The sequence below is a fragment of the Pseudoalteromonas sp. L21 genome (assembly GCF_021728035.1).
GTDB classification, from domain to species: Bacteria; Pseudomonadota; Gammaproteobacteria; order Enterobacterales; family Alteromonadaceae; genus Pseudoalteromonas; species Pseudoalteromonas arabiensis.
Map to the genome: position 1 here is coordinate 496,927 of NZ_JAKKCV010000002.1, position 20,610 is coordinate 517,536.

The window sequence follows — 20,610 nt, forward strand, 5'->3', positions numbered from 1 at the left end:
GACATTGTTATGACTTACGATTAGGCGAACAAAAGCGCAGCGAAGACAGTACCTTCAGCACTGAGTACTCGGAATTAAAAGTGATTACCTAATCATCTATCCACACTGTAAGGTTAAAGCAAACTTTAAAGTCAAGAGTCTATATTTATAGACCCACAGAACATTCATTAATCTTTCGTTGACCTTAAACATGGGTTTAAGGTTAATGTGAAATCTTCTAACAGGGCTGGTTGTATCGAAAGACAACTAGAATTGTCGAACACAAATTTGGAACAGATAAAATGTGCAGGTTAAAAGGACTACTTCGACATTGAGTTAGTTTTTTTAGGAAGTGGAATTGCCCTCTTAGAATCATACGCCCAAATGGGTGCCGATGAACTGGTCGTGTAAGCACACGATTTAAACTTGTGAAGAGGTAAGTATTATGGCTTTTGTTACAACGAATGAAGGTAATGAAATTTTCTACAAAGATTGGGGACCGAAAGATGCACCAGTGATTTTCTTTCATCACGGATGGCCGCTAAGCTCCGATGATTGGGATGCGCAGATGCTGTACTTTCTATCTAAGGGGTTTCGTGTTGTAGCGCATGACCGCAGAGGTCATGGACGTTCAACCCAAGTCTGGGATGGAAATGATATGGATCATTATGCAGATGATGTGGCAGCAGTAGTAGATCATCTTAAACTTCGAAATGCCGTCCATATAGGACACTCTACAGGGGGTGGCGAGGTAATTCATTACATAGCTCGGCATGGACAGGATCGAGTATCGAAAGCTGTAATAATCAGTGCAGTCCCACCTCTAATGGTTAAGTCTGATAGTAACCCTGATGGACTTCCAAAAGAAGTATTTGATGATCTTCAGGCCAATTTAATGGCAAATCGTGCTCAATTCTACAGAGATATTCCTGCTGGTCCTTTTTATGGCTATAACCGAGACGGTGTTGTAGCCGATGAAGGTGTTATCACCAACTGGTGGCGTCAAGGGATGATGGGAAGTGCCATAGCACACTACGAAGGGGTCGTCGCTTTTTCACAGACTGATTTCACAGATGATCTAAAAAGCATTACGTTACCAGTCTTGGTCTTACATGGTGATGATGATCAAATCGTTCCCTATGAAAACACTGGCGTCCTATCTGCCAAGTTACTACTAAACAGTGAATTGAAAATTTATGAAGGGTTTTCTCATGGAATGCCTACGATAAATGCTGAAGTCATCAACGCTGACATTCTCAAATTTATTCAATCTTAATATTTCTGGCCCCTAAAATGGGGCCTTTACTTAAATAGTAGTAATGAATCTAGGGCCTCCTTACAAATCTAATACTAGAAATAATATCGATTGAAATTAACTATTGACCTTAAAGGTAGCTTTAAGTTTAACGTTGACGTAGGAATTCATACGGATTTAATCATGAACTTATTTGATAATTTAATGCTTCCCAACGGCACTTCTATTCCAAATCGTATTGCAAAAGCGGCAATGGAAGAAAGTTTGGCAACGGTTGAAAATGCCCCCTCAAAGGCCCTATTGAACCTTTACAAATCATGGGCGGATGGTGGCAGCGGATTACTTATTTCGGGTAATGTTATGGTGGACAGGAGTGCATTAACTGGTGCCGGTGCAGTAGTTCTGGAAGATGACCAACAATTAGATAAGTTTAAAAAATGGGCATCTATAGGGAAATCAGGTGGAGCACGATTTTGGTTGCAACTTAATCATCCGGGTCGCCAAATGCCCGCTAATCTCCAACAGCAAACATGGGGACCATCAGAAGTTCCCGTTGATTTAGGTGGTTTATCTAAACACTTCAACGCCCCGAAAGAGATGACATCAGAAATCATAGATGAGGTTATTCAGCGCTTTGCTCATTCTTCGTATTTAGCTGAACTAGCAAGCTTTGATGGTGTTGAGATTCATGCAGCTCATGGTTACCTTTTAAGCCAATTTCTATCCCCTTTAACAAATAAGAGAACTGATATGTGGGGAGGCTCTCTGGAAAATAGAGCAAGGCTTTTGATTGAAATAGTAAAGCATATAAGAGACAAGGTAAGTCCAACATTTTCGGTTGCCGTGAAATTGAATTCAGCAGATTTTCAACGAGGGGGATTTACAACTGGCGAGGCTAAGCAAGTTGTAAGTTGGCTAAATAGACTTAAAGTTGATCTCGTTGAACTATCAGGAGGAAGCTATGAAGCCCCAGCTATGCAAGGACGAGCACGTGACGGACGGACGTTAGCTCGCGAAGCTTTCTTTCTAGAATTTGCAACTGAAATAAAAAAAGTTGCACAAATGCCTATCATGATTACTGGTGGTATTAAGCGAAAAATGGTTGCAGAGAAAGTCCTTGCGAGTGGTGTTGATATGGTCGGTATAGCCACTGCATTAGCAATTGAACCCAATACCCCTAATTACTGGAAAAACGGAAAAGAAATTGTACCTGAATTATCACCTATTACTTGGGAGAACAAACCTTTAGCTTCTTTGGCGAATATGGCTATGGTGAGGTATCAACTGTCCATGCTGAGCAAGAATAAGAAAGCAAGACCTGATATTTATCCTTTTTGGGCACTCCTCAAACAACAGCTTGGTGATATTTTTCGAGCTAGGCGTTACAGGAAACAAATTGCCAAAGAAGAAGGTGCTCTTCAGCAAAAATAGAGTGATTGAATTAGCGAATAACTTTTAAAATTATTTTCGGGGTAGGTAATAGTTGTCGGAACGTTCACTTTATAGAATTTAGTCTATGCCACCAAGTGACCGTATCCGTTTCTAGAACACCAAAAGTAGTTATTTAGAATTATTACTCTAACTTGTTTTGGGGCAGAATCAAGTTACGCCTAATGTTCTGGTTTTGTCACAGAGCCGTCCTTCGGCTCCAACGCATTTCTATCTAAAATGTATTCTAAAAATTAGTTTATATAAACTAAAAAAGCGCCTAGGGCGCTTTTTTAAAATCAACTAACTCAATTTAGTGTGGGCTGCACATCTAAGCCATAGCCAAACATTACAGCTAATACTAATACAACCGATGCTGCGACCATTAGTTTAATCAGTAGTGGTAAACAGAATCTAAACCAATGTCCGTAAGGTACGCCTGCCATGCCTAAAATACCCATAAGTACGGCATTGGTCGGAATGATCATATTGGAAAAGCCATCACCAAATTGATAAGCAAGCACGGCAACTTGTCTTGGTACACCCACTAAATCACCCAGCGGGGCCATGAGTGGCATGGTGACATAAGCTTGCCCTGAACCAGAAGGAATAAAGGTATTAAGCAGGGTTTGAATAACCAACATGCCAATTGCAGATATTTCTGCTGATACATAAGATAGTGGTAACGACATGCCATGTACCAAGCTATGGAGGATTTGACCGTCTTCTAAAATAAGTGCGATACCGCGTGCTACACCAATTAAGACTGCGGTTGTAACAAGATCAGACACGCCCTCTATAAATTTGTTTGCTGCTTCATCAGCAGAGAGTTTGCCTAAAATGGCGACAACCACACCCCAAGCAATAAAAACACCGCCTAGTTCGTATAAGTACCAGCCCTTAGTTGCGATGCCCCATACTGCAATTGCAAGGGTAATAATAAAGCTGCCTAAAATAAGTTTATGGCGCAGGGCAAGTGCTGGGTAACTGGTGGCTGTTTGATTTTCAAGTGGGCAAGGTACGCCAATCATCATTGATTTAGAGGGATCGTTCGCTACCTTTTTGGTGTATTGCCAAACATGATGAAAACCTATTAGCACAAATGGAATAAATATAGCTAAACGTAACCACAGCCCAGAGTAAACCGGGATCCCTGCAATTTGCTGTGCGATTAATACCGTAAATGGGTTAAATGCCGATACACCGTAACCAATACCATAACCTGCGACTATCATACCTACAGCGGTCATAGCATCTAAGCGCATTGCTTTACAAAGCGCGACGAGAATAATAACAAAGGGAATGTATTCACCGGCGGTACCAATACTGCTTGATGCTAAAGCAAAGCAAAATACCACCATAAAGATTAATCGTTGCGGCTTTTTACCGTGGCGTTCTAAAAGCCTACCAATAAGTGCATCGACTGTACCTGTGGCACGTGCAACAGCTAATACGCCGCCAACAATTAACACAAAGAAAATAACATCTTGAGCAGCAGCAAACGCGCGGGGGATGGCTTGTAATAAATCCCAGGGGGTTAAGTAATGGCGCTCTGCAACCGTTTGATAAGTGCCAGCAACGACCATTTCGCGACCAGATTCACTGAGTGTTGTGGTGAAAAAACCTTGTGGTACTAGCCAAGTAGCAATAAGTGCAATGACCATCATACTTAGCAGTAAGATAAGCGTATGCGGGACTTTAAAACGTAAACCCATTTATTCTCCGTAATTATATGTGGTATTTAGGTTAAATTCTTAAAATCATAACATAATAAAAGCGGTTAGGTTGTCTCTAAAATGTTCACACTGTTAAAGAATGTAATAATTCAGATACAAAAAAAGGCCAGAACACTGGCCTTTTAAAAGTTATTTTAATTTTATTTAGTCAAACCAAATGGGTCATCGATGCTATGAGCGGGCTCGGTAAACCAACGCGGGCCTTCGTCTGTCATATAAAAGTGATCTTCTAGGCGAATACCAAACTCATCCGGTATTACAAGCATAGGCTCATTACTAAAACACATGCCTGCAGCGAGTGGGGTAGGGTTACCACCGACCAGGTATGGCCATTCATGAATGTCTAAACCAATGCCATGGCCGGTTCTATGTGGACAGCCAGGTGTTTGATACTCTGGCCCCATGCCATTTTCAGCTAGGTACTGTCTTGCTGCATCATCTAATTTGCCACATGGTTCACCAATTTTTGCGGCAGCAAAAGCGGCAAGTTGGGCATTTTTCTCGTGTTGCCAAAACATACGTTGACGTTCGTTGGCTTCACCAAATACATACGTACGGGTAATGTCAGAGAGGTAATCATGTATTTTACAGCCAGTATCAATCAGTACCACATCACCTTTTTTGAGGGTTTGCGGGTTTTTAACGCCATGCGGGAAAGATGACGCAACACCAAACAGCACAATACAAAAATAGTTACCTGGTGCACCGACCTTTTGGTGGGCTTTTTTAATAAAGGCTTCGACTTCTGTGGTGGTAATGCCTTCATAAAGCATACTTGCCGTTGCTTTGTGTACTTCTAAAGTCATATCCATAGCACGTTGCATTAAGGCAAGTTCATTAGCCGATTTATGCATGCGGCAGTGAGCTGTTACGCACTGTGCGTTAACAATGTTGTAATCGCTGTTCGCTTTATTAATGCCATCGTAGATGAAAAACTGTGCGCTTTCATCAATACCAAGGGTGCCGTCTTTGCTAATACCCATTTCTGAAAGTACATCAACACACAACTGGTATGGGTTTTCGTGCTCTTGCCAGCCACGAATTGGGCCATCAATCACCATGAAATCGTTTAAGCTGCCGATTTCAAAAAACGGCGCTATGTATTGCACATCACCTTTAGCCGGTAAAATAGCACCCACTAAGCGCTCACTTGCGTACCAACGCATACCCGTAAAGTAGGCTAGGTTAGTACCTGCATTTAAATAAATTGCATCAATATTATTTGCTTGCATATACGCTTGTGCTTTTGCGATACGCGCATGAAATTCGTCATTTTGAATAGGGGTTAAATCTGTTGTCATATCTGACAAAGAGTCAAGCGCCTGCTCTGGCGTTTGTGTGCCAATACCGTATGTTGTCATCGTGTACTCCTTGGTTTTTTGTGCATTGTGGCTTGAGTAAACACTTGATGCAAACTCACTGCGACTAATCGCATAATATTCGTATTTATGGTTATTACTGTTAGCATGCGCAAAAAATAAGGAGCGACAATGCAAGTTAATTACTTAAAAAGACAAGCTGAATTTAAAGCCTTGCTAGCACAACACGATTATAGCGCCATGTTAGTTCTAGGTCATGAAAATATTCGTTACTTAAGTGGCTTTAGTGGTAATGCTGCTTATGCATTAATCACTCAAAATGATTGTGTGCTGATCACAGATTATCGTTACCATCAACGTGCAATCGCAGAAACAACGGGTTTTGAAGTTGTTTGTCGAGACAGAGACAACGAAACCCTTGGTCATTGTATTAATAGGCACCTTAAACCAAACAGTCATGTCGCATTTGATGCAAGTTATGTCACAGTAGCGATTTGGCAAGGTGTCGCAGATGAGCTTAACAGCCACACTCTAACAGCTGTAAACGGTTTAATAGAAAAACTAAGGCGCGTTAAAGACAACTGGGAAGTTGCGCAAATCAAAGCGGCCGCAGCCATCGCTGATGAAGCATTAGCACAAACGTTACCTTATTTTAAACCAGGTGTGACTGAGCGAGACTTGGCCTTAGAGCTTGAATTTAGAATGCAAAAGCTAGGTTCAGAAGGAATGTCGTTTGCAACCATTATGCTGTTTGCTGAGCGCTCAGCCTTGCCCCACGGTAATCCATCAGATCAGGTTTTAAAGCAAGGAGACTTTGTAACGGTTGATTTTGGCGCGGTTGTGAATGGCTATCGCTCGGATATGACACGCAGTTACATTATTGGCGAAGCATCAGAAAAACAAACCTGTATTTATAACACGGTGCTTGATGCACAAAATGCGGCACTTGAAATGGTTAAACCAGGCATTAATTGTTTAGATTTAAATGCTATATCAAACAAGGTGATTGCTGATGCAGGCTTTGGCGAATATGCGGGTAAAGGCCTTGGTCATGGTTTAGGGCTATTTTTACATGAAGTGCCATTTATCAACACACTGACAGACTACAAGCTTGAGGTTGGCAATGTGATCACCATTGAGCCTGGCATTTATATACCAGGCTACGGCGGTGTGCGCTTAGAAGATGACATCGTTGTTACTGAAACGGGCTTTGATGTGCTGACGCATGCGCCTAAGCCATTTATAATCTAGTGCTTACTTTTTAGCATAAGCTAAGCGGGCTAAACGTTCAGTTACATGGTAACTATCGAGCCCGCTTACAGCGACAGTATCGATAGCTTCAATATCAATAAAGCCGTCTTCAGCTAGGCAATTTTCATCTAAGTGTACATCCGTTATTTCACCTATAATCAATTCAGTACCGTTAATAGCTAGGTGGTGATGTTCTTTTAAGGTAACAGCATATTTTAACCGACTGTTTGCAACAAAAGGCGCTAAAAAATCATTCAAATACTGTGTTTCTAGCCCTGTAGCATCAAACTCAGATTCTTCTTTATCATAACGTGCAGATGTTTGGTGTGCTTGATGATAAATATCTTTATTAACCTGATTAATGGTGTAACAACCTGTTGAAAGAATATTTTCAAGGGTGTGTCTCGGTACAGAGTGAGGGCGAATTATCATACCCACTAGCGGAGGATGCGCACCTAAATGGAATACTGAGCTGACGATAGCGAGGTTTGTTTGATTATGGCAATCTTGAGTACCTATTAAATTAGCGCTTTTGAACCCTGATAAACTATTAATTAAATGAGCGCGATAACGGTTATCAAGGTTTGCAATTGCTTGTTTTGTTAAATGCATGAAGTTCCTTATTACCAATCTATGGGTTGTCCCTGCCAATCAAAATAAGCAGGGTTGTCAAAATTAGCTAAAAAGCGAGCGTCTGAAAGAAATTTAAATAGCTGTTCTGATACAAACGAAGGGGTAAAGAGCTTTCCATCAGGCACATTTCCCTGAAAAGGCTTTGATAATGGTGTATCCGTTGTGCCTGGATGGAAAAGCACACAACGATTTTGTTTGTAACGACGGCTAAGCTCAATTGCTGCTGATTTAAATAACATATTTAATGCGGCCTTTGATGCTCTGTAACTATACCAACCCCCTAAATTATTATCATTAATACTGCCTACACGGGCACTCAGTGCACAGATAACGCTTTTAGTTTTGGTATTCAATAGTCTAGAAAAGGCCGTTACGCAACGAATTGGCAGTAGCGCGTTTGTTTGCATACTATTAATAAAGTGCGTGTCAGAAATTTGTTCAAGTTTACGTTCTGGTTGGTTGTTTAGATCATGCAAAATCCCATTAAAAATAACTAACTCACTCAAAGGGATCTGTCGTTCTGTGAGTGTTTTTGCTATCGCCGATAAACTTGCTTCGCTGTAATCTGTTTCAAAATGAAGGTGTTTATTGCTGTGCTTTATAGGTGGGTTGTCAGCAGCGAACTGAGGTTGTCGACTAATTGTCACTATTAGACATGACGATAAATGCTCATTGAGTGTTGTGAAATAGGCTTTTGCAATCTCACTACTTGCTCCACAAAGAATATATAGTTGCATTTTTGACCTGTTTTAAAAATATTTGAAAAAAAAATTTCGTCCAAACTATCACCCACTAATAAAGTGACAGCAGCTCCTTTTCTTATAGGGCAAAGCTAAAGCGCAGAATAAGTGAAAGGTAAAAAGTTGACCACGCGCACATCAAGGATGCCTTAACCCATGGGGATTTTACCGCTTTAATTGGTAAGTCCATTTTACCAATTGGCTGTATTGCAAAGTGCAACACTTAACCAGACTGCGTATTTATTACACTTTTATGTTGAGATATTGGTTATTCTTTTTTACGAGTTTGTTAGAAAATTCGATCTATTAAATTAACGCTGACAATGATATTAATAAAAAGGATCAGTATTTAGCGGCATTTTTGCAAGCTTAAATACTGTGCAGTAAGTACTTTCAACTTAGTTAAAGAAAGGAGTATGAGAATGAGTGAACAATACGCTGCACTTCGCGGTAATGTTAGTATGCTTGGACAAATGCTGGGTCAAACTATTAAAGATGCTCAGGGTCAAGCCATTTTAGATAAGGTAGAAGAGATTCGCGCTTTATCTAAATCGTCACGTAGTGGTAACGAAGCTGATAGGCAAGCACTTATCGATGTACTACACGCTCTCACAGATGAAGAACTATTACCGGTTGCACGCTCATTTAATCATTTTTTGAATCTTGCTAATGTTGCTGAACAATTTCATACAGTATCGCGCTTTAATGATGTTGGTTTTTGCCAACTAAACCCTCTCACTCAAACATTAAAAGCGTTAGCATCAGCGGCAAAACAAGGGCAGGTTGACCCTAATAACCTTGCGCAAACTCTCTCAAAACTCCACATAAACCTTGTACTGACAGCTCACCCAACAGAAGTGACACGTCGTACTATGATCAATAAACACGTTGAATTAAGTGATTGCTTAGCCTCGCTTGAGCGCAAAGATAATTTACCAACCGAACGTGATGAGCTTTTAAATCGCATAGAGCAGCTAATAAGCCAAGCATGGCATACCGATGATATTCGTCGCTCACGGCCAACGCCAATTGATGAAGCTAAATGGGGTTTCGCAGTCATTGAAAATAGCCTTTGGCATGCTGTGCCGCGTTTTTTACGCGAGTTTAGCCAAGATGTTAAATCCCAACTAAATCTAGAGCTACCTATTGATTATAGCCCCATTGAGTTTACTTCTTGGATGGGCGGTGACCGTGATGGTAACCCATTTGTAACCGCCGAAGTGACTCAGCAAGTGCTTGATCACGGCCGCTGGATGGCGCTTGATTTATATTCCCGTGACATTGAAACACTCAGTAATGAGCTATCCATGTCAGAAGCTAGTGATGAGCTAATAGCCCTTGCAGGGCAAGAATTTGAACCTTACCGTGCTGTTCTTAAAAAGTTAAGAAATCAAATTGTTGAAACGGTTGCCCACTTGGGGGCAAAGATCAAACAAAAGCGCACTGATGCGCAAGACTTGATCACTGACATAGCACAAATTAAGCAACCGATAAATGTCTGTTATCGCTCATTGCTTAAAAACAACATGAAAGTTGTTGCCGATGGTCTGCTATTAGATGTTTTACGCCGTGTAAATAGCTTTGGCCTGCGACTCGCTAAGCTTGATGTTCGCCAAGATTCATCTCGTCATAGTGATGTGTTTTCTGAATTAACACGTTATTTAGGTTTAGGTGATTATCATCAGTGGCAAGAAGATGACAAACAAGCGTTCTTACTTGCAGAGCTAAATTCTCGCAGGCCGCTCATTCCAAAACATTGGCAACCAAGTCCTGAAGTGAAAGAGGTTCTTGATACCTTTGATGTTATTGCAGCTCAGGACTCACAGACATTTGGTCTTTATATAATCTCAATGGCACGAACGGCATCCGATGTCTTAGCCGTACAACTCTTGCTTAAAGAGAGCGGCTGTACGTTTAATTTGCCTGTTGCCCCACTTTTTGAAACGCTTGATGACTTAAATGCAGGTAAAGATGTAATTGAATGCCTGCTAGATAACACATGGTATCGTGGTCATATTAAAAATCAGCAAAATGTCATGATAGGTTATTCTGACTCAGCAAAAGATGCGGGTATGATGGCCGCAGGCTGGGCACAATATGAAGCAATGGATAAGCTCGTTCAATTAGCAGAGCAACGCGGTATTGAGCTTGTTTTATTTCATGGTCGTGGTGGTACTGTTGGCCGTGGTGGTGCACCTGCTGCACAAGCATTGCGTTCACAACCTCCAGGTTCTTTAAAAGGGGGGTTGCGGGTAACTGAGCAAGGGGAGATGATCCGCTTTAAGTTTGGTTTACCAGCTGTTGCACTACAAAGCTTAAACATTTATGCCGGTGCAGTGCTTGAAAGTAACTTATTGCCACCACCAGAGCCTAAAAGCGAGTGGCGTGATGTTATGAAGCTTATCAGTAATGAGTCATGTGAGCATTACCGTGCAGTTGTCCGCCATGATGAAAACTTTGTACCTTACTTTAGAATGGCAACCCCAGAGCAGGAGCTATCGAAATTGCCGCTTGGCTCACGTCCTGCGAAGCGAAATCCTAATGGTGGCGTGGAAAGCTTACGTGCAATTCCGTGGATATTTGCTTGGAGTCAAAACCGCTTGATGCTGCCTGCATGGCTTGGGGCATTAACAGGGCTTAAGGCTGCACTTGATAAGTATGGGATTGAAACACTCCACGAAATGAGCTTACAGTGGCCTTTCTTCCGTGCTCGTTTAGAGATGCTTGAAATGGTATTCAGTAAAGCTGATAGTTGGCTGAGTGCGCATTACGACGATGCATTAGTCACTGAGCAATATCGACCTCTTGGCGTAAAACTGCGCCAAGAGTTAAGCGAAGCGATTGAACTTGTACAGTCACTCAGTCCACAAAAAAGCTTACTGGCAGATCAACCTTGGATTAAAGAGTCAATTGCGCTTCGTAATCCGTATACCGATCCGCTTAACTTATTACAAGTTGAGTTGTTGCGCCGCTCACGACAAGCTGATGAAAGCTCTGAGGGTGATATCGACAATGCCTTGATGATCACCATGACAGGAATCGCTGCGGGTATGCGTAATACTGGCTAATCAAATGCCTCTTGATTGTTTGTAACTAAACGAACATCTAGAGGCAGAGTAATAATAAACCGTGCGCCGTGTTCACATGACTCGGCGCATATCTCACCTTTTAAGTTATATTGAACAGCGTTGAATACCACATTCAAGCCTAAACCTAAGTGTTGCGCACCTAAGTTTGTGGTGTAAAAAGGTGTAAAAATCTCTGATAAAATTTCATCTTTAATGCCCATGCCATTATCTTGATAGATAATATCGACGTAGTCTCCATGCTCAACAAGATGCATATTAACACTGCCGTTGTCTTGGTTTTTAAAGCCATGTTCATAACTATTTATTACCAAAGTTTTAAGTACGTCTGTAATGATAGAGGGGTGCGAAACAATGGATACTTTGCTACCTGTAACAGTGTATGAGATTTGCTTACCTAAATAATTGTCTAAAAAGGAGAGTTGTTGCTTCAAATAATCAGGCAATGAAATTTCAACGGGTGGTTTATCAAGAGCAATCGACACATTGAGTGCTTTAAACTCTTCGACGATACTTGCTAGACGATTAATATTACTTATGACCAATTCTTTCGCACTGGCTGTGTTAGTAATGAATTGATGAAAACACTTGCTGGTCAGCTGCTGAGCTTTGAACTTTTCTGAGATTGATAATAAATATTCATCTATTAAAGAACTGGCAGTGACAATTGTGCCGATAGGCGTGTTTAATTGGTGCGCCATACCTGAAACCAACGCTGTCAGAGACGCTATTTTTTCAATTTCGATTAAGTGCTTTTGGGTATCATGAAGTTGTTTGAGTGCATTGGCTAGCTTTTTATTTTTATTATCAATACTATGAATTGCAGCAAAAGAGCCAAATAAGATAACAATAAGGCATATCGATATAGCGATTGTCAGCTCTTTAAACGCTTTTGCTTTAGTTGCCTTGATTTGCTCCGCTTTGGTAAGTTCTGAAATTCTTACCTCTTTGGCTGCTAAGTCAGCTTCGGCGAGTGCTTTAGCAATATTTACACTGGCTTGGCGTGTTAATACGGCAGTATTAATTTCATTATATTGTTTGTAACTAGATAACGCGTTTTCCAAGTTGCCTTGTTTTTCATACAACTGAGAAGAAAACTTAGTAATATCTAATTCGGTTTTGAAATCGACATACTTATAGTTTTTTGAGCTCACTGATGTAAGTAATTCAATGGCCTTTTCCGTATTATTTTGAGCGTTATAGGTGGCAGCTAAACACAAAATAGCATCCATGTATTCGTTATCGATTTTTTCTCTATTAATTAACTCGATAGCCTGAATAAGTATGGCCTCGGACTCAGATAATCGATTAGTTAAGCGAAGCACTTTTCCTTTTAGCACTAAACTTGTAGCTAAATGATTTGTAAAATTGTGTCGCTTTTGCAGGGTAATGGCTTGATCTAATATATTTAGCGCTTCAGAATAGTTTTTAAGGCCTATGAGAGAGGCTGCTATATTATTTGTCGCAAACGATTGATTGAGGTGTTGATTGTTGGCTTGCGCATAGTGCTTATAATTCTCAAAGGTTGTGAATGCTTCATCGAAACGTTCTAATTTTAAGTAGATGCTAGCAATGTTGTTTTCTGTTTGATAAACAAGGCGTTCATCCCTAGATTTAGCAAATGGCATAGCATCTCGATAGTAACTCAATGCCTCGTTGTATAATCCTAAACGTGCATAAATGCCACCGGATATATTGAAATAACCATACATTAAGCTCTTTTCATCAGAATGAGAAACCATACTTTTATATTCAACGATTGTCTCCATTGCCTGCTCTAATTCGTCATTTTCGAGCAGAAACCAAGCTTTGTAGTTGGTTACCATAATACTTTGTTCGAGCGTAAAGGCTTTATTAGTCAGCAGAAAATAGACTCGTTCAAGACCCTCTGATGGAGAGCGAGCATAGGCTTGGCGGATAGATTCCCGTAATTGAAGAAACTCTTCTTTAGACACTGTCTTTGCTTGAACCGTACTTAAGTTACCAATGAAAAGTAAGCAAATAAAAAATAAGATCCAAGCTCTCATTACACATTAATCCGTTTAATTATAAAAAACCAAAGCAACAAGCGAGGGGGGTTGATGCACAGCCTAAGTTGAGGTGAGTACTTTAAATTGTATTTAGACTGAGCGTTATCTGAAAAAGCTTATTCTTATCTGGGAAAATCCTTAGTTGCAATAAAAGTAAGTTAACTGTTAAAAGCCGTTACAAATGGCCTAACACTAGGTAGCTCTAAAGTATGGTTTTTGTTTCTGGTCAGACCTATTTAGGGTTAGGCTATTGACTCGTTAAAAGATAACACTAGAATGGCTCGGCTTTTGCCCCCATTGCTTAAGCCTTTTATAGTTTTTTTCCCGAGTTAGTTTATGTCGAACGTGTCTACTTGTATCACTTATGATACAACAACGTCATTGGTAATGATGACGTTAAGAGGGACTGCAAGTGCACAGGATGTGATTAATTTTTACCAGATAGCTCATCAATACTCATTATTATATGGGTCAGATAAAATCTTAGTTGACGTGTCAGAGTTAACCCATAATTTTGCTCCTGCTGAGTTATTCAATATTATGCCAGTGATTGCTCATTCATTAAAAAAAGCCTGTGTAGCAATCGTAGTTAGTTTTGATGGTTTTATGCATGATTTGTTTGTTCAAAAAGCGAAACGTTATAACCTACATGCCGAAAACTTTGAATGTTTTCAAAAGGCTAAAACTTGGCTGGTCGCGCAATAAATTAACTTTAATGACTGAGATATGAGGCTTGTTTTAGTTTTAGAATGACAATGAAAACCTAGTATTTCATGATGTAACCTTTTACACTGTATAGCCAATTAATAAATATAATTTGTTATGACATCAAGTAATAGAGAACATAGTCAAACAGAGCAAACGCAAGCGGTATTTAGCTTTACCGAACAACAACAAGATACACTTTTTACTGAACTTAAAACGAAGCGCGGTATTTTATCTCACAGTGACATATTGCAGCTTTGCAATGAGCACCAAGTTAGCGAATTAGAGCTTTTAAAAGCCTGCGTGCCAGTCGCTAGCCTATTTTCTGTTGCACCTATCTCTAAATTTTATGTAGGCGCAGTAGCCCTTGGAATAACAGAACAAGGTGACAGGCAATTTTATTTTGGCGCAAACGTCGAGTTCTCACATCAAGCGCTCAGCTTGGTTGTTCACGCAGAACAATCGGCGATAAATAATGCTTGGTTAAATGGTGCGTCACGTATAGTAAAAATAGCGATAAGTGACGCTCCATGCGGCTATTGTCGTCAGTTTATGAATGAGTTAAACACCGCAGACTCCCTTGACATTCATCTTCCAGAGCGTGATTTTACCCTACGCGAACTACTCCCTAATGCATTTGGCCCAAAAGATTTAGGTAACAGAGTAAGCTTATTATCTAGCGCGAGCCAAGCGGTTAACTTTATTGATATAGATAACATTGACCAAAAATTAGTTATGACAGCATCAAATTCTTATGTGCCTTATACAAGCAATTACAGTGCTGTGAAGATCGCTACCTATGAACATGGAGATTTTTATGGTGGGTATGCGGAGAATGCAGCATATAGTCCAAGCCTGTCACCTTTGCAAAGTGCATTAAGCCAACTGTATCTGGCTGGAGTCGCGTTTACTGGTGAAAATGTGGAATCGATTAGTTTGCTCGAAACACAAGGTGCAGAGAACCAATTAGAGGTGACGAAAAGCGTGCTGGCAAGTTTTGACTTCTCACCAGCATTTGAACATATTACTGTTGCTTTATCCGAGTAATTGTTTTGCAGCTTCAATAACTACGGCGACTGATTTTCTTTCAATCTCGCCGTGGTCTACATTAGGAATTTCCTGTTTAGTGCGGTTAACAAGCACCCCAGCTACACAAGCCGCACGTAACCCTAAAGCAGCGCACATAGTGAATAAGGTCGCTGATTCCATTTCATAGTTCATTACCCCCAGCTTTTGCCATTCTTCACAACTACCTTGAAAAGCGCGAGGCACATAACCCGAATGGGTATCATAGCGTTCTTGCCCCGGGTAAAAGGTGTCACTAGACGCAGTTATGCCAATGTGGAATTGAATACCTAACTCATTACAGGCATTGACCATTGCTTGTGTGGCAAAAAAGTCGGATGCAGCGGGGTAGCTAAGAGGAGCAAAATGCTGGCTTGCTCCATCCAAGCGAACTGACGCTTGGCTAATTAAAATATCACCTTCATTGATATGCGGTTGAATAGCGCCAGTCGTACCAATTCGTAAAAAGGTATTAATACCAAGTTGTGCGAGTTCTTCAACGGCTATTGATGTAGATGGACCACCAATACCAGTAGAACAAACAACTATATTGTGACCATTTAAGACACCACGGTAGACATGAAATTCACGGGTTTTTGCAAGACATTCAGGATCATCTAAAAGAGAAGAAATACGTGCAGAACGATCTGGATCCCCAGGCACAATTGCAAGAGTTGCACCTTTTAAGTCGTCACGTGTTAGTCCTAAGTGAAATACCTTTTCCATTTTTGAACCTTATTTTTAGCTAAAGCGTAATACTTTATATATCTGCTGCGAATGTACAGGACAGATGTCCTGCAGTGCGATTGTTGCAAGATTCGAGCAGATAACCTAAACCTTAATAGATAATGATAAATGAGGATATACTATGCCTGCTTCATCTTCTATGAGTAAACATCAACAATTTGCTCGTTGTTTACAAAGCACTCAAATTTCTGCGATGGCCCCCTTTCACTGGTTGGCGTTGGCGTTTAAAGACATCGCAAATGCACCGATACTCAGTTTAGTCTATGGGTTAGTTTTTACCCTGATACCTGCTGCGATTATGTTTTTTGTATACAGGTTCGACACGCATTTGGTTATTTTACCTGCCGTGGTTGGTTTTGCATTAGTGGGGCCTGCATTTGCTGCTGGGCTGTATGACGTTGCGTGGGAGCTAGAAAAAGGCCATAAACCGACACTACTACACAGCGTAAAGTCGATGTTTAGGAACCCTGCTGGGGAGTGGGGGTTTGCCGTTTTACTCATGGTGATCATGATAGTGTGGATGCGATTGGCAGCGCTTATTCATGCTTTATACCCTAATGTGGTTAATCCAAGCTTTGAACAGTTATCAGCTTTTTTAACATTGGGTAGTATTGTCGGTGGAATACTCCTAGTCACTGTTTTCGCCATTTCAGCATTCGCGCCTCAAATAATGATGGAGCGTCGGGTAGATATCATGACTGCAGTTATTTCCTCTATTAATGCAGTAAAAAATAACGTGGGCGCCATGATTGTCTGGGCTGCATTAATTTTGTGTTTAGTGTTCGTTGGTTTTATAACGGGCACGGCTGGTTTTATTGTAATCATGCCACTACTTAGTTATGCAAGCTGGCACGCCTACATTGCCGTCATCAAAACCAAAAAGCCGAGAGGCTACGAATAATGAGTATTCACTCTGATTGAATATAAATTTAACGCAGCAGCTTGACAGGTTGCTGCAAAGTTTGACTTTAAAATTCCCCATGTTATATCTGCCAAAAGCAAGGTGCTTATGCTCGAGATAAGTCACCAAAATCCTTCTGTTTTGAAAAAGAACTTCAATTATATCAATTGTTTGTTTTTTCAAGTTTTATTATCTTTTACCTTTGATTGAGTTGAACATAGTTAAAAGTAAAGGAGAGTGTAATTTTTTAAATTACGCATGAATATGCAGATACTTACCAGCGGAGTGAAAATGAGTAACACACAAAAAGCGTTCCATGAAAAATTAAGCCAGTGCTTATGCCCACCAGGTGATGGTGTTTTTACAGTTAATACGGCAAAGGAACGAAAAGATGCATTACGTACCAAGCTTTATGGGCAAACTGATAACGTTGATGTGCTTTGGAAAGAGTCACTTGAAACACTGGCTGATTCTGAGCACAAAGCCGTTATTTTGGGTATTAGCTCTGATTGTGGTGGTGGTATTTTACGAGGCGCTAACTGGGGCCCGTTATTTTTACGTTCAACCTTAATCGATCAACAGCCACAAGCACGTGCTTTTGATCTTGGTGATGTACGTGTTATCCCTCATTTACTGCACGATAAATATTTAAACGATGCGACAATCACTAACTGTCAAAAGGCGCTATACGCAGACGAAAACAGTGAATACCACGTATCACCTTTGTCGATTACAGAAGATGTGTGTGATGGTTTTTACGCTAACTACCCAGACAAAGGAATTTTCGGTATTGGCGGTGACCATTCAATCAGTTACCCATTAACAAAAGCATATTTAAAAGCAAAACGTGATGCAGGTAAGCGCACGGCAATTATTCACTTTGATGCACATACTGACTTATTAGTTGAACGCTTAGGTATTGATTTATGTTTTGGCTCATGGTGTACGCATATTCTTGAGTATTTACCTTCACCGCGTAATTTAATTCAGTTTGGTATTCGTTCGAGTGGTAAACCGAAAGAGCATTGGGAATCAACGTTTGGTGTTAAACAGCATTGGGCTCATGAAATCTTAGAACGTGGCGCGCAAGCTGTCGCAGAGGAAGTAATTGCACAACTTAAAGCCGATAATATCGATGAGCTGTATGTTAGCTTTGATATTGACGCATTAGATGAAAGCTTTGCATCAGCGACCGGCACGCCAGAAGCGGGTGGATTAACGCCGCAGCATGCACTTGATATCTTAGTTGCTATTGCTGATGAGTTTCCGATAACGGGGGCAGATATGATGGAAATAGCGCCATTCACAGATAGCTCTTTAATTGGCCAAACAAGTTCTGAGACAACGCTTCGTGAAGGGGCAAAGATCTCAGCTTTCTTAATTAACGCCATAAATAAGTAACTGGTTTAGGTGAAAGGCTTACTTTGGCCTTTCACCTATCATTGGGTACTTTAAATTTTATTTCCAAATCTTACACTTCAGACTATATTTATATAAAAAATAATTATAACTTTTTGGTATAGTCTATTTATGCTCAAACCTATTATTCTATCACTTGCTTTGCTGTTGCAACCTTGCTTTGCAGCAATCACCGTTGTGACAGAAAATCTTCCTAGTTTTCAGTATCAGAATGCGCAAGGTGTTCTTGTAGGTACTGTGGTCGAAGAAGTAACTACCGCTTTAAAGAAAAGTGGTGTTGAGTATACCTTATCAGTAAATGCATGGCCCATATCATATAATGCCGCATTACGAGATGAAAAAACGTGTATATTCTCCATTGCTAGATTACCTAGTAGAGAGGATAAGTTTAGCTGGATTGCAAAGCTAGGTAATTTCACCGCTTCTTTTTATAGTTTTAAGTCGCAACAGGTTCAAATTGAAAACCTAGAGCAAGCAAAAAAATATCGAATAGCCGTCTTAAAAGACAACTACAGCCACGTATACTTGTCTGAACATGGTTTTAATGAACAAAATCAGCTGATTTTGCTAGATAGCTTTGAGAACATTTATGATGTTCTCAAAAGCCGCCGCTCTAGTATTGATATGGTTGTACTTAGCGATGAACAATTTAATTATGAGCTTAAAAAAGATAAAACCCTCTCATTGCTAAAAGCTATTTATAAAATTCCTGCCGATTATCAAGATTTGTACTTTGCTTGTAATAAAAATCTTGAGAGCACCACCTTAGAAAAATTAACTCACGCCTTTTCATCGAACCAAGCAAAATAGGCTTGTTGATTATAGTAAACTAGCTATAATCAGCTGCTTTTTGAACAATTTTGCTAACCCAAATAACCGATTTTCTAGTGTTAAACATTTTAAATGTAGGCCAGTTTAATCAGGTTACTCAGCGCCAAAACGTGCGAAAAGTATTATGCATTGAAAAGTTCAATGCGCCTGTTTTTTTAGGAGTTTTAAAATGAGTGATCTGCTCGTTATTGTTTTCTTAATTTTCATAAGTGCATTATTTGCGATGAGCGAAATTGCCATTGCAGCTTCACGGAAAATTAAATTACGAGTCATGGTTGATGAAGGGAATAACAAAGCCCAAGCGGTTCTCGCTTTACAGGAAAACCCAGGGGCATTTTTTGCAATGATTCAAATTTCTTTGAACGCGATTGCAATTCTTGGTGGTATTGTCGGTGAGCAGGCATTGTCACCTTATATTGAGCAAATCCTTGTGATGATTTACCAAGGTCCTTTGCTTAGTCAAATTAGTTTTTTGATTTCGTTTTTAAGTATTACTTCTTTATTTATTTTATTTGCTGATTTATTACCAAAACGTTTAGCGATGATTATGCCTGAAGCTGTCGCTGTCAGAGTCGTGTCAATTATGCGTTGGGTCACATTTGCTTTAACGCCGTTTGTTATGTTTTTTAATGGTACAACGAATGCGATTTTGCGTGCTTTTAAGGTGCCTGCTGAACGTGAGGATATTGTTACTACCGAAGATATTGTTGCGATGATGGAAGCGGGTGCTGAATATGGCAGTCTTCAGCAACAAGAATATCAATTGATTGGTAATGTGTTTGATTTAGAAGCGCGCTTTTTATCCAGTGTGATGACACCAAGGGATCAGATTGTTTATTTTGATGTTAGGGCAGATGCACAAGAGGTGGCAACAAAAATTATTGAGCATCCACATAATCACTTTTTAGTCTGTGACGGTAGTTTAGATAAATTAATTGGCTCTGTTGAGTCCAAAGATATCCTTCGTAAAGTGCTCAAAGGGCAAAACGCTGAAATTGACAGCGAACTTATTACCCGTGATGTCTTCTACTTACCAGAAACCTTGAGCCTTTCGGAAGCACTTAATACCTTTAAAAAAGCAGCAGAACCATTTGCGGTTGTAGTAAATGAGTATGCGTTAATGGTGGGGATTGTCACTGTTAAAGATTTAATGAGAGGGTTTATGGGCGACTTGATCACTCACCAAGGTGAAGAGTTGATTATTAAACGTGATAATTCCTCTTGGCTGGTGGATGGCCTTACACCCGTAGTTGAACTCGCTAAGGTTCTTGAGATTGAAGAGTTTCCTGAGCAATCTCATTATGAAACCGTCGCAGGATTTTTGATTTACACTATGAAACGTTTACCTAAGCGGGCAGAGTTTATCAATTTTGCCGGATACAAGTTTGAGATAGTTGACGTCGAAGGTGTGAAAATCGAACAGTTAATTGTTTCTCGAGTGACTGAAAGTGAAGGCGCGTAAGCGCCTTCGTCATTATTTTAAGT

At 40.2% G+C, this 20,610-nt stretch carries 16 protein-coding genes; 10 read left to right on the plus strand and 6 right to left on the minus strand.

Annotated features, from left to right (window positions below):
• Positions 1 to 424 precede the first annotated feature (424 nt).
• Both L3V41_RS07455 and L3V41_RS07460 read left to right on the plus strand, forming a co-directional pair.
• Positions 425 to 1,255, plus strand: coding sequence for an alpha/beta hydrolase (locus tag L3V41_RS07455; protein ID WP_237127463.1), 831 nt, complete (start codon positions 425 to 427; stop codon positions 1,253 to 1,255).
• Between the two features lie 90 nt (positions 1,256 to 1,345).
• A complete protein-coding gene (locus tag L3V41_RS07460) occupies positions 1,346 to 2,665 on the plus strand; it encodes an NADH:flavin oxidoreductase/NADH oxidase family protein (protein ID WP_237127464.1) in 1,320 nt (439 codons plus the stop codon).
• A gap of 305 nt (positions 2,666 to 2,970) precedes the next feature.
• Here the strand turns inward: L3V41_RS07460 and L3V41_RS07465 are convergent, their stop codons facing one another.
• Together L3V41_RS07465 and L3V41_RS07470 are read right to left on the minus strand one after the other, a co-directional pair.
• Positions 2,971 to 4,377 (minus strand): TIGR00366 family protein, encoded by a 1,407-nt coding sequence (locus L3V41_RS07465; RefSeq protein ID WP_237115605.1) that lies wholly within the window; start codon positions 4,375 to 4,377, stop codon positions 2,971 to 2,973.
• 161 nt (positions 4,378 to 4,538) lie between these two features.
• Positions 4,539 to 5,759 (minus strand): Xaa-Pro peptidase family protein, encoded by a 1,221-nt coding sequence (locus tag L3V41_RS07470; protein WP_237127465.1) that lies wholly within the window; start codon positions 5,757 to 5,759, stop codon positions 4,539 to 4,541.
• 129 nt (positions 5,760 to 5,888) lie between these two features.
• Here L3V41_RS07470 and L3V41_RS07475 point away from each other — a divergent pair, with 129 nt between their 5' ends.
• The gene (locus L3V41_RS07475; RefSeq protein WP_237127466.1) at positions 5,889 to 6,968 is read left to right on the plus strand and encodes a Xaa-Pro peptidase family protein; all 1,080 of its coding nucleotides are present in this window, start codon (positions 5,889 to 5,891) and stop codon (positions 6,966 to 6,968) included.
• A gap of 3 nt (positions 6,969 to 6,971) precedes the next feature.
• Here the strand turns inward: L3V41_RS07475 and L3V41_RS07480 are convergent, their stop codons facing one another.
• Positions 6,972 to 7,580 (minus strand): flavin reductase, encoded by a 609-nt coding sequence (locus L3V41_RS07480; protein ID WP_237115602.1) that lies wholly within the window; start codon positions 7,578 to 7,580, stop codon positions 6,972 to 6,974.
• Positions 7,581 to 7,591: 11 nt separating this feature from the next.
• Positions 7,592 to 8,338 carry an SDR family NAD(P)-dependent oxidoreductase gene (locus L3V41_RS07485; protein ID WP_237127467.1) on the minus strand — a complete coding sequence of 249 codons (747 nt, stop codon included), beginning with the start codon at positions 8,336 to 8,338 and terminating at the stop codon, positions 7,592 to 7,594.
• A gap of 425 nt (positions 8,339 to 8,763) precedes the next feature.
• Between L3V41_RS07485 and ppc the strand changes: the two genes are divergently transcribed.
• Positions 8,764 to 11,409 carry a phosphoenolpyruvate carboxylase gene (gene ppc / locus L3V41_RS07490; protein ID WP_237127468.1) on the plus strand — a complete coding sequence of 882 codons (2,646 nt, stop codon included), beginning with the start codon at positions 8,764 to 8,766 and terminating at the stop codon, positions 11,407 to 11,409.
• Here the strand turns inward: ppc and L3V41_RS07495 are convergent.
• Complete coding sequence (locus tag L3V41_RS07495; RefSeq protein WP_237127469.1) at positions 11,406 to 13,454, minus strand: tetratricopeptide repeat protein; 2,049 nt, start codon at positions 13,452 to 13,454, stop codon at positions 11,406 to 11,408. The genes ppc and L3V41_RS07495 overlap by 4 nt on opposite strands.
• Before the next feature lie 339 nt (positions 13,455 to 13,793).
• Here L3V41_RS07495 and L3V41_RS07500 point away from each other — a divergent pair, with 339 nt between their 5' ends.
• Both L3V41_RS07500 and cdd read left to right on the plus strand, forming a co-directional pair.
• Positions 13,794 to 14,162 carry a hypothetical protein gene (locus tag L3V41_RS07500; RefSeq protein WP_237115598.1) on the plus strand — a complete coding sequence of 123 codons (369 nt, stop codon included), beginning with the start codon at positions 13,794 to 13,796 and terminating at the stop codon, positions 14,160 to 14,162.
• Between the two features lie 117 nt (positions 14,163 to 14,279).
• Positions 14,280 to 15,209 (plus strand): cytidine deaminase, encoded by a 930-nt coding sequence (gene cdd, locus L3V41_RS07505; protein WP_237127470.1) that lies wholly within the window; start codon positions 14,280 to 14,282, stop codon positions 15,207 to 15,209.
• Here the strand turns inward: cdd and udp are convergent.
• Positions 15,198 to 15,953 carry a uridine phosphorylase gene (gene udp / locus L3V41_RS07510; protein WP_062567943.1) on the minus strand — a complete coding sequence of 252 codons (756 nt, stop codon included), beginning with the start codon at positions 15,951 to 15,953 and terminating at the stop codon, positions 15,198 to 15,200. The genes cdd and udp overlap by 12 nt on opposite strands.
• 142 nt (positions 15,954 to 16,095) lie before the next feature.
• Here udp and L3V41_RS07515 point away from each other — a divergent pair, with 142 nt between their 5' ends.
• The 4 genes from L3V41_RS07515 to L3V41_RS07530 all read left to right on the plus strand — a co-directional run bounded on the left by L3V41_RS07515 (position 16,096) and on the right by L3V41_RS07530 (position 20,587).
• Entirely contained in the window at positions 16,096 to 16,875 is a 780-nt protein-coding gene (locus tag L3V41_RS07515; RefSeq protein WP_237127471.1) for a DUF2189 domain-containing protein, read from the plus strand.
• A 291-nt stretch (positions 16,876 to 17,166) separates the two neighbouring features.
• Positions 17,167 to 18,276, plus strand: coding sequence for an arginase family protein (locus L3V41_RS07520; RefSeq protein ID WP_062567941.1), 1,110 nt, complete (start codon positions 17,167 to 17,169; stop codon positions 18,274 to 18,276).
• A gap of 129 nt (positions 18,277 to 18,405) precedes the next feature.
• The gene (locus L3V41_RS07525; protein WP_062567940.1) at positions 18,406 to 19,104 is read left to right on the plus strand and encodes a transporter substrate-binding domain-containing protein; all 699 of its coding nucleotides are present in this window, start codon (positions 18,406 to 18,408) and stop codon (positions 19,102 to 19,104) included.
• A gap of 190 nt (positions 19,105 to 19,294) precedes the next feature.
• Entirely contained in the window at positions 19,295 to 20,587 is a 1,293-nt protein-coding gene (locus tag L3V41_RS07530) for a hemolysin family protein (RefSeq protein ID WP_062567939.1), read from the plus strand.
• The last annotated feature ends 23 nt before the right edge of the window (positions 20,588 to 20,610 follow it).

What these genes read in the sequence shown, in the direction of transcription:
- L3V41_RS07455 (WP_237127463.1), top strand. Translation starts at nt 425, where the DNA reads ATGGCTTTTGTTACAACGAATGAAGGTAATGAAATTTTCTACAAAGAT.
- L3V41_RS07465 (WP_237115605.1), bottom strand. Translation starts at nt 4,377, where the DNA reads ATGGGTTTACGTTTTAAAGTCCCGCATACGCTTATCTTACTGCTAAGT.
- L3V41_RS07470 (WP_237127465.1), bottom strand. Translation starts at nt 5,759, where the DNA reads ATGACAACATACGGTATTGGCACACAAACGCCAGAGCAGGCGCTTGAC.
- L3V41_RS07475 (WP_237127466.1), top strand. Translation starts at nt 5,889, where the DNA reads ATGCAAGTTAATTACTTAAAAAGACAAGCTGAATTTAAAGCCTTGCTA.
- L3V41_RS07480 (WP_237115602.1), bottom strand. Translation starts at nt 7,580, where the DNA reads ATGCATTTAACAAAACAAGCAATTGCAAACCTTGATAACCGTTATCGC.
- L3V41_RS07485 (WP_237127467.1), bottom strand. Translation starts at nt 8,338, where the DNA reads ATGCAACTATATATTCTTTGTGGAGCAAGTAGTGAGATTGCAAAAGCC.
- ppc (WP_237127468.1), top strand. Translation starts at nt 8,764, where the DNA reads ATGAGTGAACAATACGCTGCACTTCGCGGTAATGTTAGTATGCTTGGA.
- L3V41_RS07495 (WP_237127469.1), bottom strand. Translation starts at nt 13,454, where the DNA reads ATGAGAGCTTGGATCTTATTTTTTATTTGCTTACTTTTCATTGGTAAC.
- L3V41_RS07500 (WP_237115598.1), top strand. Translation starts at nt 13,794, where the DNA reads ATGTCGAACGTGTCTACTTGTATCACTTATGATACAACAACGTCATTG.
- cdd (WP_237127470.1), top strand. Translation starts at nt 14,280, where the DNA reads ATGACATCAAGTAATAGAGAACATAGTCAAACAGAGCAAACGCAAGCG.
- udp (WP_062567943.1), bottom strand. Translation starts at nt 15,953, where the DNA reads ATGGAAAAGGTATTTCACTTAGGACTAACACGTGACGACTTAAAAGGT.
- L3V41_RS07515 (WP_237127471.1), top strand. Translation starts at nt 16,096, where the DNA reads ATGCCTGCTTCATCTTCTATGAGTAAACATCAACAATTTGCTCGTTGT.
- L3V41_RS07520 (WP_062567941.1), top strand. Translation starts at nt 17,167, where the DNA reads ATGAGTAACACACAAAAAGCGTTCCATGAAAAATTAAGCCAGTGCTTA.
- L3V41_RS07525 (WP_062567940.1), top strand. Translation starts at nt 18,406, where the DNA reads ATGCTCAAACCTATTATTCTATCACTTGCTTTGCTGTTGCAACCTTGC.
- L3V41_RS07530 (WP_062567939.1), top strand. Translation starts at nt 19,295, where the DNA reads ATGAGTGATCTGCTCGTTATTGTTTTCTTAATTTTCATAAGTGCATTA.